The organism is Ruegeria sp. YKSF57 (genome assembly GCF_059612585.1).
Map to the genome: position 1 here is coordinate 14,070 of NZ_JBXWQW010000026.1, position 17,093 is coordinate 31,162.

General features: G+C 58.1%; 15 protein-coding genes. 8 read left to right on the plus strand and 7 right to left on the minus strand.

Annotated features, from left to right (window positions below):
* Positions 1-115: 115 nt before the first annotated feature.
* Positions 116-3,754: a vitamin B12-dependent ribonucleotide reductase gene (locus AC2FLX_RS12465; protein WP_480750474.1), complete on the plus strand. Its 3,639-nt coding sequence runs from the start codon at positions 116-118 to the stop codon at positions 3,752-3,754.
* 186 nt (positions 3,755-3,940) lie between these two features.
* Here AC2FLX_RS12465 and AC2FLX_RS12470 read toward each other — a convergent pair whose 3' ends face one another.
* Positions 3,941-4,219, minus strand: a complete 279-nt coding sequence (locus AC2FLX_RS12470) for a hypothetical protein (protein WP_496811283.1) — start codon at positions 4,217-4,219, stop codon at positions 3,941-3,943.
* Between the two features lie 87 nt (positions 4,220-4,306).
* Between AC2FLX_RS12470 and AC2FLX_RS12475 the strand changes: the two genes are divergently transcribed.
* Positions 4,307-4,543: an EF-hand domain-containing protein gene (locus AC2FLX_RS12475; protein WP_480750475.1), complete on the plus strand. Its 237-nt coding sequence runs from the start codon at positions 4,307-4,309 to the stop codon at positions 4,541-4,543.
* 52 nt (positions 4,544-4,595) lie between these two features.
* On the opposite strand, the gene AC2FLX_RS12480 is transcribed toward AC2FLX_RS12475, so the two are convergent.
* The gene (locus tag AC2FLX_RS12480; protein ID WP_480750476.1) at positions 4,596-6,140 is read right to left on the minus strand and encodes a trimethylamine methyltransferase family protein; all 1,545 of its coding nucleotides are present in this window, start codon (positions 6,138-6,140) and stop codon (positions 4,596-4,598) included.
* A 386-nt stretch (positions 6,141-6,526) separates the two neighbouring features.
* Between AC2FLX_RS12480 and AC2FLX_RS12485 the strand changes: the two genes are divergently transcribed.
* The gene (locus AC2FLX_RS12485) at positions 6,527-7,045 is read left to right on the plus strand and encodes an outer membrane protein (RefSeq protein WP_496811284.1); all 519 of its coding nucleotides are present in this window, start codon (positions 6,527-6,529) and stop codon (positions 7,043-7,045) included.
* Positions 7,046-7,058: 13 nt separating this feature from the next.
* On the opposite strand, the gene AC2FLX_RS12490 is transcribed toward AC2FLX_RS12485, so the two are convergent.
* Positions 7,059-8,246 (minus strand): pyridoxal phosphate-dependent aminotransferase, encoded by a 1,188-nt coding sequence (locus tag AC2FLX_RS12490; RefSeq protein ID WP_496811285.1) that lies wholly within the window; start codon positions 8,244-8,246, stop codon positions 7,059-7,061.
* 119 nt (positions 8,247-8,365) lie between these two features.
* Positions 8,366-8,884: a hypothetical protein gene (locus AC2FLX_RS12495; RefSeq protein WP_496875437.1), complete on the minus strand. Its 519-nt coding sequence runs from the start codon at positions 8,882-8,884 to the stop codon at positions 8,366-8,368.
* Between the two features lie 253 nt (positions 8,885-9,137).
* Between AC2FLX_RS12495 and cysS the strand changes: the two genes are divergently transcribed.
* From cysS to AC2FLX_RS12510, 3 genes are read left to right on the plus strand one after another with little or no spacing between them, the layout of a single operon-like run.
* Entirely contained in the window at positions 9,138-10,511 is a 1,374-nt protein-coding gene (cysS, locus tag AC2FLX_RS12500) for a cysteine--tRNA ligase (RefSeq protein ID WP_496811287.1), read from the plus strand.
* 27 nt (positions 10,512-10,538) lie between these two features.
* Complete coding sequence (gene cimA / locus AC2FLX_RS12505) at positions 10,539-12,170, plus strand: citramalate synthase (protein WP_496811288.1); 1,632 nt, start codon at positions 10,539-10,541, stop codon at positions 12,168-12,170.
* Positions 12,171-12,173: 3 nt separating this feature from the next.
* Entirely contained in the window at positions 12,174-12,950 is a 777-nt protein-coding gene (locus AC2FLX_RS12510; RefSeq protein ID WP_496811289.1) for a squalene/phytoene synthase family protein, read from the plus strand.
* A gap of 1 nt (position 12,951) precedes the next feature.
* Here AC2FLX_RS12510 and AC2FLX_RS12515 read toward each other — a convergent pair whose 3' ends face one another.
* Both AC2FLX_RS12515 and AC2FLX_RS12520 read right to left on the minus strand, forming a co-directional pair.
* The gene (locus AC2FLX_RS12515) at positions 12,952-13,542 is read right to left on the minus strand and encodes a YceI family protein (protein WP_496811290.1); all 591 of its coding nucleotides are present in this window, start codon (positions 13,540-13,542) and stop codon (positions 12,952-12,954) included.
* Between the two features lie 154 nt (positions 13,543-13,696).
* Entirely contained in the window at positions 13,697-14,920 is a 1,224-nt protein-coding gene (locus tag AC2FLX_RS12520; RefSeq protein ID WP_496811291.1) for an MFS transporter, read from the minus strand.
* A 104-nt stretch (positions 14,921-15,024) separates the two neighbouring features.
* Here AC2FLX_RS12520 and AC2FLX_RS12525 point away from each other — a divergent pair, with 104 nt between their 5' ends.
* Both AC2FLX_RS12525 and AC2FLX_RS12530 read left to right on the plus strand, forming a co-directional pair.
* Complete coding sequence (locus AC2FLX_RS12525; protein ID WP_480750485.1) at positions 15,025-15,657, plus strand: DNA-3-methyladenine glycosylase family protein; 633 nt, start codon at positions 15,025-15,027, stop codon at positions 15,655-15,657.
* Positions 15,654-16,319: an alpha/beta hydrolase gene (locus AC2FLX_RS12530; protein WP_496811292.1), complete on the plus strand. Its 666-nt coding sequence runs from the start codon at positions 15,654-15,656 to the stop codon at positions 16,317-16,319. The genes AC2FLX_RS12525 and AC2FLX_RS12530 overlap by 4 nt, the downstream gene beginning before the upstream one ends.
* Before the next feature lie 93 nt (positions 16,320-16,412).
* Here AC2FLX_RS12530 and AC2FLX_RS12535 read toward each other — a convergent pair whose 3' ends face one another.
* Positions 16,413-17,015 (minus strand): pseudouridine synthase, encoded by a 603-nt coding sequence (locus AC2FLX_RS12535; RefSeq protein ID WP_480750487.1) that lies wholly within the window; start codon positions 17,013-17,015, stop codon positions 16,413-16,415.
* Positions 17,016-17,093: the final 78 nt, after the last annotated feature.

Genomic DNA, 17,093 nt, shown 5'->3' on the forward strand with positions numbered 1-17,093 from the left:
GCGCCGGGAATTCTTTGGCGTCTCGAACCGGTTCCCAGGGTGGGCAAGCACCCGCAGGAAGATAATTCGGCCGATCGGTCGGGGACATGTTGATTGAGAAGCTAGGGCGGCGGACATGAAGATTGAAAGAAAATTCACCAAGACCGGTCAGGATGCATATGCGGATCTGGATTTTGTGTCCGCAACCTCCGAAATCCGAAATCCGGATGGCACCATTGTCTTTCGTCTCGACAACATCGAAGTTCCTGCCCGCTGGAGCCAGGTCGCCAGCGATGTGATTGCACAAAAATACTTCCGCAAGGCCGGCGTCCCGTCGCGGCTGAAGAAGGTCAAGGAAAAGGACGTCCCCGAATTCCTCTGGCGTTCGGTGCCGGACGACGGGGCCGAGTTCGAAGGCGAGACATCGTCCAAGCAGGTCTTTGATCGTCTCGCAGGCGCCTGGGCCTATTGGGGCTGGAAAGGCGGCTATTTCTCGACCGAGGACGATGCGCGCGCCTATTTCGACGAGATGCGGTACATGCTGGCGACCCAGCGCGCTGCACCTAACAGCCCACAATGGTTCAACACCGGACTGCACTGGGCCTATGGCATCGACGGACCGGCGCAGGGGCACCACTATGTCGACTACAAGACCGGCAAGCTGACCAAATCGAAATCCGCCTACGAGCATCCTCAGCCGCACGCCTGTTTCATCCAGTCGGTCGATGATGACCTCGTGAACGAAGGCGGGATCATGGATCTGTGGGTGCGCGAGGCGCGCCTGTTCAAGTATGGCTCGGGCACGGGCACCAACTTCAGCCACCTGCGCGCCGAAGGCGAGGCTTTGTCGGGCGGTGGCAAGTCCTCGGGTCTTATGGGTTTTCTAAAGATCGGCGACCGCGCAGCGGGCGCGATCAAATCAGGCGGGACCACCCGTCGGGCAGCGAAGATGGTGATTGTCGATGCGGACCACCCCGACATCGAACAGTTTATCGAGTGGAAAGTGATCGAAGAGCAAAAGGTGGCCTCGATCGTAGCCGGATCGAAAATGCACGAAAAGATGCTGAACGGTATCTTCGAGGCCATCCGCAGCTGGGACGGCACAGCTGATGACGCTTATGATCCCAATACAAACGACAGCCTGAAAACCGCGATCCGCGAAGCGAAAAAGGTCGCGATCCCGGAAACATACATCAAGCGCGTGCTGGATTACGCCAAGCAGGGCCACGACAGCATCGAATTCCCGACCTATGACACCGACTGGGACAGCGAGGCATACAGCTCTGTCTCGGGACAGAACTCGAACAACTCGATCCGCGTCACCAACGCATTCCTGACCGCGGTCGAAAAAGATGCCGACTGGGAGCTGATCAACCGCACCAACGGCAAGGTCGCCAAGACCGTCAAGGCGCGGGATCTGTGGGAAAAGGTCGGCCATGCCGCCTGGGCCTGCGCCGATCCGGGCATCCAGTACCATGACACCGTGAATGAATGGCACACCTGCCCGACAGACGGCCCGATCCGCGGCTCGAACCCATGTTCCGAGTACATGTTCCTTGATGACACCGCCTGCAATCTGGCGTCGATGAACCTGCTGACCTTCCTCAAGGATGGCGTGTTCCAGGCCGACGACTATATGCACGCAGCTCGCCTCTGGACGCTGACGCTGGAAATCTCGGTAATGATGGCGCAGTTCCCGTCCAAGGAAATCGCGCAACTGTCCTATGATTTCCGTACCTTGGGTCTGGGGTACGCCAATATCGGCGGTCTGCTGATGAACATGGGCTACAGCTATGACTCGGTCGAAGGCCGCGCGATCTGTGGCGCGCTGACCGCGATCATGACCGGAGTTGCCTATGCCACCTCGGCAGAGATCGCGGGCGAGTTGGGGCCATTCGCCGGTTACGAACGAAACGCCGATCACATGCTGCGCGTCATCCGCAACCACCGCCGTGCGGCGCAAGGCGTGACCCAGGGTTACGAAAAGCTCGCCGTCAAGCCGGTGCCGCTGGATCATGCCAACTGCCCCGACAAGCGCCTGATTGATCTGGCCATGTCCGCCTGGGACGAAGCGCTGAGCCTGGGCGAGCAGAACGGTTATCGCAACGCGCAGGCCACGGTGATTGCGCCGACGGGCACGATTGGGCTGGTGATGGATTGCGACACCACCGGGATCGAGCCGGATTTCGCGCTGGTCAAATTCAAGAAACTCGCCGGCGGCGGTTATTTCAAGATCATCAACCGCTCGGTTCCCTCCGCGCTTGAGAAACTGGGCTACACCTCGGCCCAGATCGAGGAAATCGTGTCTTACGCCGTCGGGCACGGCACCATCGGCAACGCGCCGGGGATCAACCACACTTCGCTGACAGGCCACGGCTTTGGCCCGAACGAGCTGCGCAAGGTGGACGAAGCGCTGGAATCGGCCTTTGACATCCGGTTCGTGTTCAACCAGTGGACACTGGGCGAAGAGTTCTGCACCGGTGTTCTGGGCATTCCTGCGGCCAAGCTGAACGACCCGACCTTCGATCTGCTCCGCCATCTGGGCTTTACCCGCAAGGATATCGAGGCCGCCAACGACCACGTTTGTGGCACCATGACCCTTGAAGGTGCACCGCACCTGAAGCCCGAGCACTATGCGATCTTCGATTGCGCCAATCCTTGCGGCAAGAAGGGTAAGCGTTTCCTCAATGTCGACAGCCACATCACCATGATGGCTGCTGCGCAAAGCTTCATCTCAGGCGCGATTTCGAAAACGATCAACATGCCGAATGACGCGACCATCGAGGATTGTCAAAAAGCCTATGAGCTGTCGTGGTCGCTGGGGATCAAGGCCAACGCGCTTTATCGCGACGGCTCAAAACTCAGCCAGCCGCTGGCCGCGGCCCTGGTCGAGGACGACGATGAAGCCGCCGAAATTCTGGAAAGCGGCTCGCCTCAGGAAAAAGCGGTGACGCTGGCCGAAAAGATCATCGAAAAGGTGGTGGTCAAGGAAATCATCCGCAGCCACCGCGAAAAGCTGCCGCATCGCCGCAAGGGCTATACCCAAAAGGCGATCGTGGGCGGACACAAGGTGTACCTGCGCACGGGCGAGTTCGAAGATGGTCAGCTTGGCGAAATCTTCATCGACATGCACAAGGAAGGTGCCGGGTTCCGTGCGATGATGAACAACTTCGCCATCGCCGTGTCGGTCGGCCTGCAATACGGTGTTCCGCTGGAAGAGTTCGTTGACGCCTTCACCTTCACCAAGTTCGAACCGGCAGGCATGGTGCAGGGCAACGACTCGATCAAGAACGCAACGTCGATCCTTGACTACATCTTCCGCGAACTGGCGGTCAGCTATCTCGACCGCACCGATCTGGCCCATGTAAAGCCCGAAGGCGCCACCTTTGACGATCTGGGCCGGGGCGAGGATGAAAACGTCTCTAACATTGCCGAGGTTAGTGAAAGTGCGGCTTCCAAGTCACTGGAAGTGCTGAAACAAATCAGTTCGACGGGATATCTGCGCAAGCGGTTGCCGCAAGAACTGGTGGTGTTCAACGGCGGTGCCAGCGCCTTTGGCGGCATGGCTGAGCCGGCGGCCGGGTTCAAGGCGCAGGCGACTGAAACCGTCGTGGTCAGCGAAACCGTGACCGCAACTGGCATGGACGCCCGCACCAAGGCCAAGATGCAGGGATACGAGGGCGACCCCTGCGGCGAATGCGGCAACTACACGCTGGTGCGCAACGGCACCTGCATGAAGTGCAACACCTGTGGATCCACGAGCGGGTGCTCGTGACCCACTAAACTGAATCGCGCCGGCGACGGCGTGTAGGGGCTTGGATCTCCCTCGGTGATCCGGTCCCGACCACACCCGGGATGACAGTCAAGTCCAAGACTTACCCGTGACGCGTCATCCCACTCGGCGGAACATGCCCATGTTCGGCCGGAACAGGGTGGGACGGAATATCGGTCCTTCCCACTCTCACATGGGGCGGGTGCGCTCGCCCTGGACGACGTCCAGGCCGCAGGCAAAAAAACACCGGGCGGTCAATGTAATGAGCCTGGACGGCGAAACTTGAAAAGGGGGCTTCGGCCCCCTTTTTTCTGTTTTCAACCCGAAATGATCGGCCAGATCGCGCCACTTTTCGGTTTTTCCGTAAGGGAAGAATTGCCGACAAGGCCAATCCACCATCAGTTGTGCGGAACGCTGCTGAACGACTCTGGCGGCTTTCGCGGGCTTTGGCTTGAAATTGCCCGCCAAGGGCGTCGGTGCTGACACAGAACGGGATAGGGGGTTTGTTGGCCTCGTCCGGACGTCAACAATTCCTTTTAATCAGGAGAAACCGCAATGACCCTGAAATATCTGGCCGCGCTGGTCGTCAGTATCCCGACCATCGCCTTTGCTCAATCCGGTGCCGATTCCAATGGCGACGGTGTTCTGACAATCGAAGAAGTGCAGGCCGTCTTTCCCGAGATTGGTGCCGATCAATTCTCGACCATGGACGCCAATGGTGACGGCGCGCTGGATCGCGACGAAGTTGCCGTGGCGCAGCAGGCAGGTCTGATACCCGCAACCGACGGGTAACTCACACGCAAATAGGGCAGCCGGATCGCTCCGGCTGCTTCTTTTCAACAGGTTACGACGGCAAGTGAATGTTGAACTTGGCGCGAATGCTTGCGTCCAATGTCGCGTCGAACCGGGCCGGAGACCGCTCGGCAAGGATCGCTTCCTTGCGTGCTATCGCTTTTGCAATAAGGTCGGGCTTGTCGCGTTCCGCCCATTCCTTGGGCGAGGTTCGGTCACCAAGCGCAGGATAGACATAGTCGATCTGCATCCGGCTCAGTGTGGCGTCGGTGCCCAGATAGTGGCCGGGGCCGCCAAGGCAAACTTCGGCCATCTGATCCAGCGCCAGAGTTTCGTCGGTCACTTCGATACCGCGTACACAGCGCAAGGCTTGTCCGATCAAATCGTCGCTCAGAATGAGTGACTCGTGACAAAAACCCAGCAGCGAGGCATGCATGCCTGCCGCCTCATAGACCATGTTCAGCCCCGACAGCCCGGCCATGACGTTCGAACACATCTGCTCCCACCCGGCCTGCATATCGGGCATCTTGGAATCCGACGCCCCCGCAGCCGCTCCGCCGGGCAGGTCATAGAACTTGTGCATCTGCGCGCAGCCCGCGCTCAGCAATGCCTGTTCTCCCGATCCGACCGTCATCGCACCCGTTCGCAAATCCAGCCCGAAAGGCCAGGTGCCAAAGATCGCCGGCGCGCCGGGTTTGACAGCGTTCACATAGACGAGACCCGCCAGGCACTCGGCGGTGGCCTGTGTAATCGCGCCGGCAACTGTCGAAGGGGCGGTCGCACCCGCCATGCCCGCAGACAGCAGCAGCACCGGCATGCCCGCCTTGATGCACTCCTCCATCACCTGACAGCTTTCGGTGGCGAACTTCATCGGTGGCACGACGAAGCAGTTCGAGTTCGACACGAATGGCCGCTCACGCCATTTGTCCTCGCCGCCCGCGATCATGTGCAGCATTTCCATCGCCGGGGCTACATAGCTGGGATCGGTGAACGACGTTCCGACGTGTTTGTACGTTCCCGAACAGCAGGCGTAGATCGTGTTCAGGTCCATCTCGCGATTGTCCAAAATGTCACGACATACCATGGGGCGTTGTACAAAATGGACATTTTCCAGGTTTTCGCAGATCCGCGAAGCATCGTGCAGATCCTGAACGGTCGAGTCGCGATAGTTGCGCCCCTCGACATCCACCATGTGAACCGCAGCGCCCGCAGTGCCATAGTGGACACGGTTGCCCGACAGGTTCAGATCAGTTTTTCCATCGCGACTATAAAGAGTTACCGACCGATTGGCCCTGGCAATCGTGTCTTCGACCAGGGCGCGGGGAAAGCGAATGCGTCCATCGTCGCCCAGGATGCATCCGGCATTCACTAGATAATCGATGCCGCTTTGCGGCGCATCGGCCAGGCCAATTTGTTCCAGAGCGTCCAGCGCCGCACGGTGAATGCGCTCCATTCCCTCTTGCGTCAGAGGTTTCAGCCAGCCGCCTTCCTGACCCGGGCGGACGGGGCGCATATGTTCGGGAAGAGAGGTTGCGCGGGCGGCGCGACGGGCTGCACGGCCACCGCTGCGAGAGGAGCTACGGGATTGATCGTTCATAAATTTTTTCCGTGTAGTGTTGTGGAAGGTGCTGAATAAAAACAGCTTTCACGGCCTTCCACGCGCGGCACGGCCCCGGTCGGCGCCGATCGTCCGACTAACCAAGCAGATTTTCGACTGCTCGCCCTGCATTAATTTCTCCATCCACGCCTGTCAGGACATTAGGCCTATGTGCGCGACTCGATCTGTTCTGTTTGCGACCACGAAATTGGTCGGTTTACAGGAATTTACCCACGGTGATCACCGAATCTGTTATGGTTGAAGCAAGGGTCGGTGATTTGCATCGTTGTATTGAAAGCCTCAGGCAGGTTGCCCACGTAAGTAGTTGAATATTTGGAAAGTACGGCATCACGGTCATGCGATGCCGAGGATCAGAAGGAAGGAAGATGAAAGTCATCTCCGCAGCATTGGCAATCCTGTTGCTCGGTTTTGCCACACCGGCAACGGCTGAGGACTGGACTGGTGTGTATGGCGGATTCAGTTTCGGTTATACGGATGCGGGCGGGCCGGGAAGCCTTGGCGGGAATGACTTCAATTTCGGTCCTCATATCGGCTACGACTACGATTTCGGCAGGTTCGTGGTCGGTGGCGAACTGGAATATAACTATGCCAACATCAATCTGGGTGCCGGGGGTGGGGATATTGACGATATCAGCCGTCTTAAGCTGCGCGGCGGTTATGATTTCGGCTCGGCCCTGGGCTATGTCGTCCTTGGAGCAGCGCGTGCGCATACCTCGGGCAACAGCGATAACGCGGCCGTCTATGGCATTGGCGTTGCATACCCCATCACTGACCGGCTGGTAATCAGCGGCGAGGCGTTGCATCACGACTTCAAGGACTTGAACGGCGCGTCAGGCGATTTTGGGACAAATACCTTCAATCTACGAACTACATTCCGGTTCTGACCTTCTCCGACAATCACACCGCCGCACGTTGTTGCGTCAGCGTGGCGGCGAATCTGCAAACTTGTTCCAGCGAGCGTACAAATGCCGCGTCCTCGATTGTCATTGCAACGCGGATATGCCCTGCTGCGGCTTGCCCAAAGCTCTCTCCGGGCATGACCGCGATTCTGTGGGTGTCCAGCAACGCATTTGCAAAAGATTCGCCACTCAACCCGGTCGCCCGGATATCGAGCATAAGATACATGGCCCCCTGTGATGGCACTGGGAGAATCGCGTTTTGACGCGCCAATATCTCTTGCGCCAAGGCTCTGCGACGCAGGAAAGGGGCCGAAATCTCGTCTTCCAGCTCTTGACCCGCAGCCAGTGCATAGCTGGCTGCGTCCTGTATGAATCCCGGCACGCCGTAAGTCGTGTGTGTGGCAAGGTTAATCAGATGCCCGATAACGTCGCTTGGCCCCACGATCCAGCCGCAGCGTGACCCGGTCATCGCGTGCGATTTTGACATCGACCCGACAACCAGCGTGCGTTCGGCCATACCGGGCAGGGAGCGAGGTGAGACATGTTCACCTTTCCAGACCTGGGTGTCATAGACCTCGTCCGAAATCAGCCATAGATCTCTGGCTTTGCTGACTTCGGCAATCGCATTGATCGTCTCGCGGGAATAAACCACACCGGTAGGATTGTTTGGGGAGTTGATCAGAAGGGAAACGGCGCCTTCTGCCGCGGAATCAATATCCGTTGCTCGGGGTTGGAAGGCGTCTGTGGCGCGGGTCTTGACCGCCTTTGCAACGCCACCCACGCCGCGAATGGTGCCGGGATAGGTTGCGTAATAGGGATCGAGATAGAGAGCCGTATCGCTGGGATTGCAGACCGCAGTGTGGGCGGCAAACAGCGCCGCTTGACCACCCGGTGTGATCAACACGTTGTCTCGTGTCGTCGCCACGCCTGTTCGGGCCTGCACCCGTGCGGCTACGGTATCGCGTAACAACGCTGTTCCCGGCACCATGGCATACCCGGTATGCCCACCAAGCGCCGAATCGTTCATGACCTTTAGTATCGAAGGGTGTGTGCGAATGTCGTGCTCACCGATTGTCAGTTCGGTCACCGATGTTCCCTCGGCAATCATCCGTCGTGACCGATAGAAAACCTCCCAGCCATCCGAACCACCTCCGGTCAGATGAGTAATTCGATGTGACAGTTTCATGATCCGCTCCCTTGGTAATTCGACAGAGAGGGGCAGGACCGCTTTGATTCGTCAATCTCACGAGGACGGATTGGGAAACTCAAAAAAAGATATGCTTGTGTGGTGCCCAGGTTTGATCTTCACAGAGTAGATTTGATTACCATGCGCGATACCGGGATGATGTTGGCAACGGTTTTGAAAGCTTCGATCAACTTGACGGCGTCTGCCAGGTCGGTTTCGATCGATGACGATATCTTGGACGCCTCCTTCATGGTTTTGTGATAGGATTCCGTTTGTTTTTTGATTTTGTCTTCAATTGTCTTGCACTTTTTAACGTCACCTGCCGCATGTGCTTTTTTCAACGCCGTCATGTGCTTTGCGATGATCTTCTCATGCCCATAAATCTGTGTTGTGCAGGTTACTAGAGCACCGCGCTGATTCTCGACTCTGGTAATGGCCGTGTCGAGTTCGTTCAGGTTTTTTTTGACGTCGGTGTCGAATTTCTTTTGTTTCACCCGGAGGTCGATGACCAGCTTGGCGCATTCCTTGTCCAAGTTCTTCACTTCACTGCTGGTGTATTTTGCATTCGCTTCCTTGATTTGCCGCTGCAAGTCGGGCGGCAAGGTATCGAACAGGGGTCCCTTCGTGAACATTGGCAAATTTCCTCGCTCCTGACAAAAGACCTGCTGAGCAGCTTAGCATAGCGGGCAGTAATTCGCATGTTTTGAGCGGCAACTTGATCTGGGCGAACTTGCGAGGTATCCAGAACTCATGAACCGGAGCATTTGCATCATTAGTTGCTGCATTACCTGCTGAACTTTCAGGCGGGCCGGTTTCTTTCGTTTTCATCCCTGAGACAAGTTGCTAAGCCCGCGCCAAGGCGCTTGCGCATGCTGTTGAGGACTAGACCCGATGACCACGATCAAACTGCACAACACCCGGACCCGGAAGAAAGAAGAATTCGTTCCGATCGACCCCGACAATGTGCGGATGTATGTCTGTGGCCCCACCGTCTATGACCGGGCGCATCTGGGCAATGCACGGCCGGTAGTGGTTTTTGATGTTCTCTATCGGTTGCTGCGCCATGTCTATGGCCCTGATCACGTGACCTATGTGCGCAACTTCACCGACGTGGATGACAAGATCAACGCGCGGGCAGCCGAAACCGGACGCAAGATTGGTGACATCACCGCCGAAACGACTCAGTGGTTTCTGGATGATATGGGCCAGTTGGGTGCGCTGGAGCCCGATCACATGCCACGCGCAACCCAGTATATCGGCCAGATGGTCGAGATGATCGAGGTGCTGATCGAAAAGGGCCACGCCTATGCCGCTGAGGGGCATGTGTTGTTTGCAGTGGACTCGTGGAAAGAACATTATGGCAAGCTATCCGGCCGGTCCGTCGACGACATGATCGCGGGTGCTCGGGTCGAGGTTGCGCCCTACAAGAAAAACCCGATGGACTTTGTATTGTGGAAACCTTCGACCGACGACCTGCCGGGTTGGGACAGCCCCTGGGGCCGCGGGCGGCCGGGCTGGCATATCGAATGCTCGGCCATGAGCTATGAGTTGTTGGGGGAAAGCTTTGACATCCATGGTGGCGGCAATGACCTGATGTTCCCGCACCACGAAAACGAAATTGCCCAAAGCTGCTGTGCCCATCCCGAGGGGCGGTTCGCCAATGTCTGGATGCACAACGAGATGTTGCAGGTCGAAGGCAAGAAGATGTCCAAATCGCTGGGTAATTTCTTTACCGTTCACGACCTGCTGGAACAGGGCGTTCCGGGCGAGGTGATCCGGTTCGTATTTCTGTCGACGCACTATCGCAAGCCGATGGATTGGACCGAGAAGAAGGCGCGCGAGGCGGAGCGAACCCTCAGGAAACTCTATGCGCAGGCGGCGCAGGGCACAGGGTTGGGTGAACCACATCCGCAGATCATCGGATGCCTGGCAGAAGACCTGAACACCGCTGGCGCAATCTCTGAGTTGCACCAACTGTCGCTTGCCAACGATGTCGCCACCCTGCGTTATTCGCTTCAGTTCCTCGGGTTAATGGAGGACTGTGTGCCGGATTGGGCTTCTGCCTCGACCATTGATCTTTCGGAACATGAAGCGCGTTTGGCTGAGGCACGGGCCGAAGCGATGGCGAGCAAGGACTTTGCCGAAGTGGACCGTTTGAAAGCGGAATATCTTGCGGCCGGGCTGGAAGTGAGGATGAGCAAGGCCGGCATCGAGCTGGTGCCGGGGCCGGGATTTGATGCCTCCAAGCTGGAGGCGGTGGGATGAGCAGTCTGAACGCCGGGAGGGTTTTAAATGGTTGAACGCCTCTATCTCTACGACACCACCCTTCGGGACGGCCAGCAGACGCAGGGTGTGCAGTTCTCGACGGCTGAAAAGATGCGGATTGCGCAGGCGCTGGATGTTCTGGGCATCGACTATATCGAAGGCGGCTGGCCCGGTGCGAACCCGACCGACAGCGCGTTTTTCGATGCCGCTCCGACCACCAAGGCGCGGTTGACGGCCTTTGGGATGACCAAAAGGTCGGGTCGGTCGGCGGAAAACGACGATGTTCTTGCGGCAGTTATGAATGCGGGTACTCAGGCGGTCTGTCTGGTCGGAAAGGCGCATGACTATCACGTGACTCATGCGCTTGGCATTTCGCTGGAGGAGAATATCGAGAATATTCGGGCCTCGATGGCGCATATCGTGGGGCAGGGGCGCGAGGCGTTGTTTGACGCCGAGCATTTCTTTGACGGCTATAAAGACAACCCGGAATACGCCGTTGCGACCTGTCGCGCCGCGCTGGAGATGGGGGCCCGCTGGGTGGTGCTATGCGATACCAACGGCGGCGCATTACCCTCCGAGGTGGGGCGGATCGTGGCCGAAGTGATTGCTGCCGGTCTTCCCGGTGACCGGCTGGGTATCCACACGCACAACGATACCGAAAACGCCGTGGCCTGTTCGCTCGCGGCCGTGGATTCAGGCGCGCGGCAGATTCAGGGTACTCTGAACGGGTTGGGCGAACGCTGCGGCAATGCCAATCTGACCGCATTGATCCCGACGCTGTTGCTCAAGGAACCTTACGCTTCAACCTTCGAAACCGGTGTGAGCCACGAAGTGCTTGCCGGTTTGACGCGGATCAGCCGGATGCTGGATGAAATCCTGAACCGGGTACCGACCAAACAGGCGGCTTATGTGGGTGCGTCGGCCTTTGCCCACAAGGCGGGCTTGCATGCCAGCGCCATACTCAAGGACCCGTCGACATACGAGCATGTGGACCCCTCGACAGTTGGCAATTCCCGCGTCATCCCGATGTCGAACCAGGCCGGTCAGTCTAACTTGCGAAAACGGTTGAACGAGGCCGGACTGGCGGTTGAGCCAGGCGACTCGGCCCTGGGACGGATTCTGGAGCGGATCAAAGAGCGCGAGGCCGAGGGTTATTCCTATGACACCGCGCAGGCTTCGTTCGAGCTGCTGGCGCGAGAGGAGCTGGGGCAGCTTCCCGAGTTTTTCGAGGTCAAGCGGTATAAAGTCACCGTTGAGCGCCGCAAGAACAAGTACAACAAGATGGTCAGCCTGTCCGAGGCCGTTGTCGTGGTGAAAGTTGACGGTGAAAAGAAACTGTCGGTAAGCGAGTCCCTTGACGAAAATGGCAGCGACCGGGGGCCGGTAAATGCGCTGGCCAAGGCGCTCGCCAAGGACCTGGGACGGTATTCAGAGATCCTGGATGACATGCATCTGGTCGATTTCAAGGTGCGTATCACCCAGGGCGGAACTGAGGCGGTAACGCGGGTCATCATCGACAGCGAGGACGGCAAGGGGCGGCGCTGGTCAACGGTGGGTGTCAGCGCCAACATAGTTGATGCCTCTTTCGAGGCGTTGCTCGAAGCGATCCAGTGGAAACTGGTACGCGATTGTGGCGCGCAGGCAAGCGCGGCGGAGTAGGACGTGACGTTTGACGACGACCTGAACGCGTGCGCCGCGTTGGTGCAACGGGCCGATCCCGATCGGTTTCTCGCGACCATGGCAGCACCGGTCGACGCGCGTCGGGTGCTGTTTCCGCTTTATGCTCTGAACGTCGAGGTCGCCCGCGCGCCTTGGGTCACGCAAGAGCCGATGATTGCGGAGATGCGCCTGCAATGGTGGCGTGACGCCTTGGAAGCAATTGCAAAGGGGAGACCTGTCAAGCGGCACGAGGTGGTGACGCCTTTGGCCTCGATCCTGCCTGCCGATCTGGCCGGGCAAATGGATGAATATGTCGCGGTAAGGCGGTGGGATATATATAAAGATGCCTTTGTGGATGCTGAGCATTTCGCCACTTATCTTGATCACAGCACTGGTACGTTGGTCTGGGTCGCCGCCCGTATACTGGGAGGAGCCAAAGAAGATGTTGTGCGCGACTATGCTTTTGCCACTGGCGTAGCGAACTGGTTTCGGGCCATTCCAGAGCTTGAGGTGCGCGGACGCATCCCTTTGCTGGATGGGACAACGAAAGGTATCCAGACTCTGGCGCAACTGGCTTTGGACCGGTTGCACCGCGCCCGCCAACGTCGTGTTGACGTGTCAACGCAGGCACGACCGGCGCTGTTGTGTGGGTGGCAGTCTGAGGCCATCCTGAAACAGGTGCTGAATGAACCGCGCCGCGTCTCGGAAGGGACCCTTGGCCAAAGCGAGTTTCACCGAAGGGCATCACTGATGTGGGTTGCTTCTACCGGTCGTTGGTAGATCAGTTCCAGCCGCCCGCTTTCATCTCTGCCGAGATTTCCAGCCTGATTTCATCGGAAATCAGGGGCGCGTACTGCCCGACACCAAGGTCGCTGCGCAGCAAGGTACTTGTAGCGTGCACCCCGATCCAGTCGCCGCTGTAGTAGTCAAAAAAGGCGCCCATCGGGTTGGTTCCCATGTACGTTAAGCGAACGTCCAGAATGATCGGTGCCGTCACGTCCCTTATTGTCAGATCACCGGTCAGCCTGAGGGAATCGGCGCCGGTCTGAACTGCGGACGTCGAGACGAAGTTCATTTTGGGGAACGCCGACACCTCAAAGAAGTTCTTGCTTTTCAGATCGTCGTCCAGAGCTGTGACACCTGTCGAAACGCTTGCGGCATCGACCGTGATGGTCGCCATTGTAGCGGCGACGTCATTCGGGTCGAATTCGATTGTTCCTGAAACTCCCGTCCACTCGCCGGATTGTTCGGTTATACCTGCGTGGTTGTAATATACGCGGATTTCCGTGTGGCTTGGGTCGACATGATAGGTTTCAGCAACTGCTGGGCCCGTGAAGGCAAGCGCCAAAAACGACAATGCGGCTTTGTTCATTTCGAACTCCCTGAAATACAGACGGATAATATGATCAGGGTACCTTCCTGATCGTGGTCATCGAAACGAAACTTGGCTATTCACGGATGTTTGATCGGTTTTCGCGTTGCCAAGGCTGGCGGCCGCCCATCCCAAACCGTGATCATAGTCCGGATCACCTTACGGAATCACGGCCGCTCAGCGTCAGCCAGATCAAAGACCCACCTGCCAATGTCAACAACGGCACCATGGCAAGGTTGACCGCTGTCCAGCCTTCGACCGGCGAGCCGCCCGAACAGTTCATCAACCCGCCTGACGACAAGGATGCCAGTGTTACCCCACCGAACACCAGCAGATCATTGAGCCCCTGCATCCGCCCACGCTCATTTATGTCATGTGCGCCAGCCAGCATCGTGGTCGCGCCGATGAACCCGAAATTCCAACCGATGCCCAGCAGGATGAGGGCGACATAGAAGTTACCAAGATTCACACCTTGCAGCGCGACAAGACCGGCGACTGCGAGAATGGCGAGTCCGCTGGAAACGATCTTTTCCACGCCGAAGCGCGCAATCAGATGCCCGGTGAAAAAACTGGGAACGTACATGGCAAGGACGTGGCTGGTCACCACGTCTGCCGCATTGCTTTCAGAGAACCCGCAACCCACGATCGCAAGGGGAGTTGAGGTCATGACGAGATTCATCAGGGCGTAAGACACCATGGCACAAATAACGGCGACGGCGATGCGCGGGGTTCGAAGCAGCTCCAGCCGAGTCCGGCCACGTGGCGCGTCATCAGAAGGTGCCGAAGGCTTGGGGATGTTCAGGAACAGAAACAGCCCGGAGCCGATAACATTCAGCATGATGACCGCAAAATATGTACCGAGAAATGGAACGACATAGGCTTGCGACGTCAGTTTTACAATCTGCGGCCCGATAACCGCTGCAGCCAAGCCGCCTGCCATCACATAAGAAATCGCCTTGGGTCTGAATTCGTCAGAGGCCGTGTCAGCGGCGGCAAAACGATAGAATCCGTGCGCGCTCATATAGACACCGGTCAACAGGCTGCCGCCCAGAAAAACCGGAAAAGAGCCAAGATAAAGGCCATAGGCGCCGACTGCACCGCCCATAGAACCGGCGGTGGCGCCGACGAGAAATCCGGCTTTCCGGCCCCATTTCTGCATGATCGCGGATATCGGTGTGGCCGCCAACATCGAGCCCAGAACGATCAGCGAGATGGGCAGGGTGGCCAAACAAGGGTTGCTGGCAAGAGACTGCCCGGCCAGGCCACCGACAATGAAAACCATTGGCATCTGCGCGCCCAAAATAGCCTGCGCTGCCACCAGAACGAACACGTTCCTTCTGGCAAGGCTGTTGTCTTGATATTGGGCCGCCATTGTCATGGCCAGATCCGTACCGGCGAATCCAAAGGTTCACAAGCGGGTTGAATGTGCTGTGGCGCACCTTAACCTGTGAAACGTTGCGTCCCTTGAAACGGAGTGCCCGGATGAGCACCGGCCGGATAATCGAAACGTCTGATTGCGTCGCCGAAGGGGCGGCCTGGCTGGCGGGTCAATGCCCGCGTATGGCGCGTGCGATGGAACTGACGGGTCCCCTGCCACTACGTCGCAGGCCAGACGGGTTTGCGCAGTTACTGAGCGCGATTGTCAGCCAGCAAGTCAGTGTCGCATCAGCCAACGCGATCTGGATCCGGCTTAGGCAGGCCAGACTCACTGGGCCGCGCAAGATCATGTGGGCGACCGACGACGACTTGCGAAACGCAGGCCTGAGCCGACAGAAGATCCGCTATGCCCGCGCTTTGGCTGAGGCGCGTATAGATTACAACGCCTTACGTTCAGCATCAGATGCGGAAATCATCACAACTCTGACCGAAGTTCCGGGCATCGGAGCCTGGACGGCCGAGATTTACGCCATGTTTTCTCTGGGACGTGCGGACGTTTTTGCACCGGGCGACCTGGCACTTCAGGAGGCTGCGCGCGTTCTTTATGACCTTTCGGAACGGCCAACAGAGAAACAACTGCGGCAAATGGCCGAAGCCTGGTCCCCGTGGCGGTCGGTTGCAGCCCGTGTGTTGTGGGCCTATTACCGCGTGGCGAAGGACAGGGAAGGGATCAGATGACACGGGTTTTGAATGCGGGCCGCAAAGAGCCGGTTTCTGGCAGCACGCGCTCGGCTGTCGTGTTCGTTCACGGATACGGAGCCAATGGGGCAGATTTGCTGGGGCTGGCAGATGTGTTGGGAGAGCATTTGCCGGATACGCTGTTCGTCGCACCTGATGCGCCCGAAACCATTCCGGGGATGCCATTTGGATTTCAGTGGTTTCCGATTCCGTGGATTGACGGCTCGTCCGAGGAAGAGGCGCGTCGTGGCATGGAAATGGCTGTGGAGGATTTCAACGCCTTTCTGGACGCACTTATGGTGGATGAGGATCTATTGCCCGAACAGGTCGTTCTGTTCGGGTTCAGTCAGGGCACGATGATGAGCCTGCACGTGGCGCCGCGCCGCGAAGATCCGGTGGCAGGGATCGTGGCCTTTTCCGGACGGCTGCTGGAGCCCGACATTCTGGTCGACGAAGTGGTCAGCCGGATGCCGGTTCTTCTTGTTCATGGCGATGCCGACGATGTCGTGCCGCCACAATCCCTGCCAGAGGCCGCCGAGGCACTGCAAGGCGCGGGGTTCAAGGAAGTATATGCGCATGTGATGAAAGGCACCGGTCACGGTATTGCTCCGGATGGGCTGAGTGTGGCGTTGGCGTTCATGCGCGACAAGCTGGGCTTGTAATCCGCTGGAGAGGATGAGGGGCGCTGCCCCTCTTGTCCTTTGGGCAATTCACCCCCAGGGTATTTCGAACCAGAAAGAAGCCCGTCTTGCTGGTCATCGTCTTGTCTTTTCGTGGTTGTCCGGTCTTCGTGCGACCGAAGCTGGAAGGGGAAGGGCTTCCCAAGCACCGGGAGCGAGATCATCCAGTGTCCACTCTCCGATACTATACCGGATAAGGCGCAGGGTGGGGTGACCGACGGCGGCGGTCATGCGGCGCACCTGCCGATTTCGGCCTTCACGAAGGGTCAGTTCGATCCAACTGTCGGGCACGGACTTCCTGACCCGGATTGGCGGGTTGCGCGGCCAAAGATTCATCGGCTCTCCGATCAGGCGGGCCTTGGCTGGTCGCGTCAAGCCATCTTTCAGTTCGACCCCCTGTCTCAAAACGGACAATGCGGCGTTGTCGGGAAGTCCCTCGACCTGAACCCAATAGGTCTTGGATGTTTTGTGTTTCGGGTCCGCGATCCGGGTTTGTAGCCTGCCGACATCCGTCAATAGCATCAGTCCCTCGCTGTCCCGGTCGAGACGTCCGGCGGGATAGACGCCAGGCAAGTCGATGAAATCCGACAGGGTCCGGCGCGGCGATGCGACGCTGCCGCGATCGGTGAATTGTGGCAGCACGTCATAGGGTTTGTTGAAGCGGATGAACCAGGACATGATCACTCACATATCCTGCTTAGGGGATACTGGGCAAGCTGTGGATAACTGTCACCCGCTTGTTGCCGAAGTACAGTA

What these genes read in the sequence shown, in the direction of transcription:
- AC2FLX_RS12480 (WP_480750476.1), bottom strand. Translation starts at nt 6,140, where the DNA reads ATGAACGATCAATCCCGTAGCTCCTCTCGCAGCGGTGGCCGTGCAGCC.
- AC2FLX_RS12515 (WP_496811290.1), bottom strand. Translation starts at nt 13,542, where the DNA reads ATGAACAAAGCCGCATTGTCGTTTTTGGCGCTTGCCTTCACGGGCCCA.
- AC2FLX_RS12475 (WP_480750475.1), top strand. Translation starts at nt 4,307, where the DNA reads ATGACCCTGAAATATCTGGCCGCGCTGGTCGTCAGTATCCCGACCATC.
- cimA (WP_496811288.1), top strand. Translation starts at nt 10,539, where the DNA reads ATGGTTGAACGCCTCTATCTCTACGACACCACCCTTCGGGACGGCCAG.
- AC2FLX_RS12520 (WP_496811291.1), bottom strand. Translation starts at nt 14,920, where the DNA reads ATGACAATGGCGGCCCAATATCAAGACAACAGCCTTGCCAGAAGGAAC.
- cysS (WP_496811287.1), top strand. Translation starts at nt 9,138, where the DNA reads ATGACCACGATCAAACTGCACAACACCCGGACCCGGAAGAAAGAAGAA.
- AC2FLX_RS12535 (WP_480750487.1), bottom strand. Translation starts at nt 17,015, where the DNA reads ATGTCCTGGTTCATCCGCTTCAACAAACCCTATGACGTGCTGCCACAA.
- AC2FLX_RS12465 (WP_480750474.1), top strand. Translation starts at nt 116, where the DNA reads ATGAAGATTGAAAGAAAATTCACCAAGACCGGTCAGGATGCATATGCG.
- AC2FLX_RS12485 (WP_496811284.1), top strand. Translation starts at nt 6,527, where the DNA reads ATGAAAGTCATCTCCGCAGCATTGGCAATCCTGTTGCTCGGTTTTGCC.
- AC2FLX_RS12525 (WP_480750485.1), top strand. Translation starts at nt 15,025, where the DNA reads ATGAGCACCGGCCGGATAATCGAAACGTCTGATTGCGTCGCCGAAGGG.
- AC2FLX_RS12530 (WP_496811292.1), top strand. Translation starts at nt 15,654, where the DNA reads ATGACACGGGTTTTGAATGCGGGCCGCAAAGAGCCGGTTTCTGGCAGC.
- AC2FLX_RS12490 (WP_496811285.1), bottom strand. Translation starts at nt 8,246, where the DNA reads ATGAAACTGTCACATCGAATTACTCATCTGACCGGAGGTGGTTCGGAT.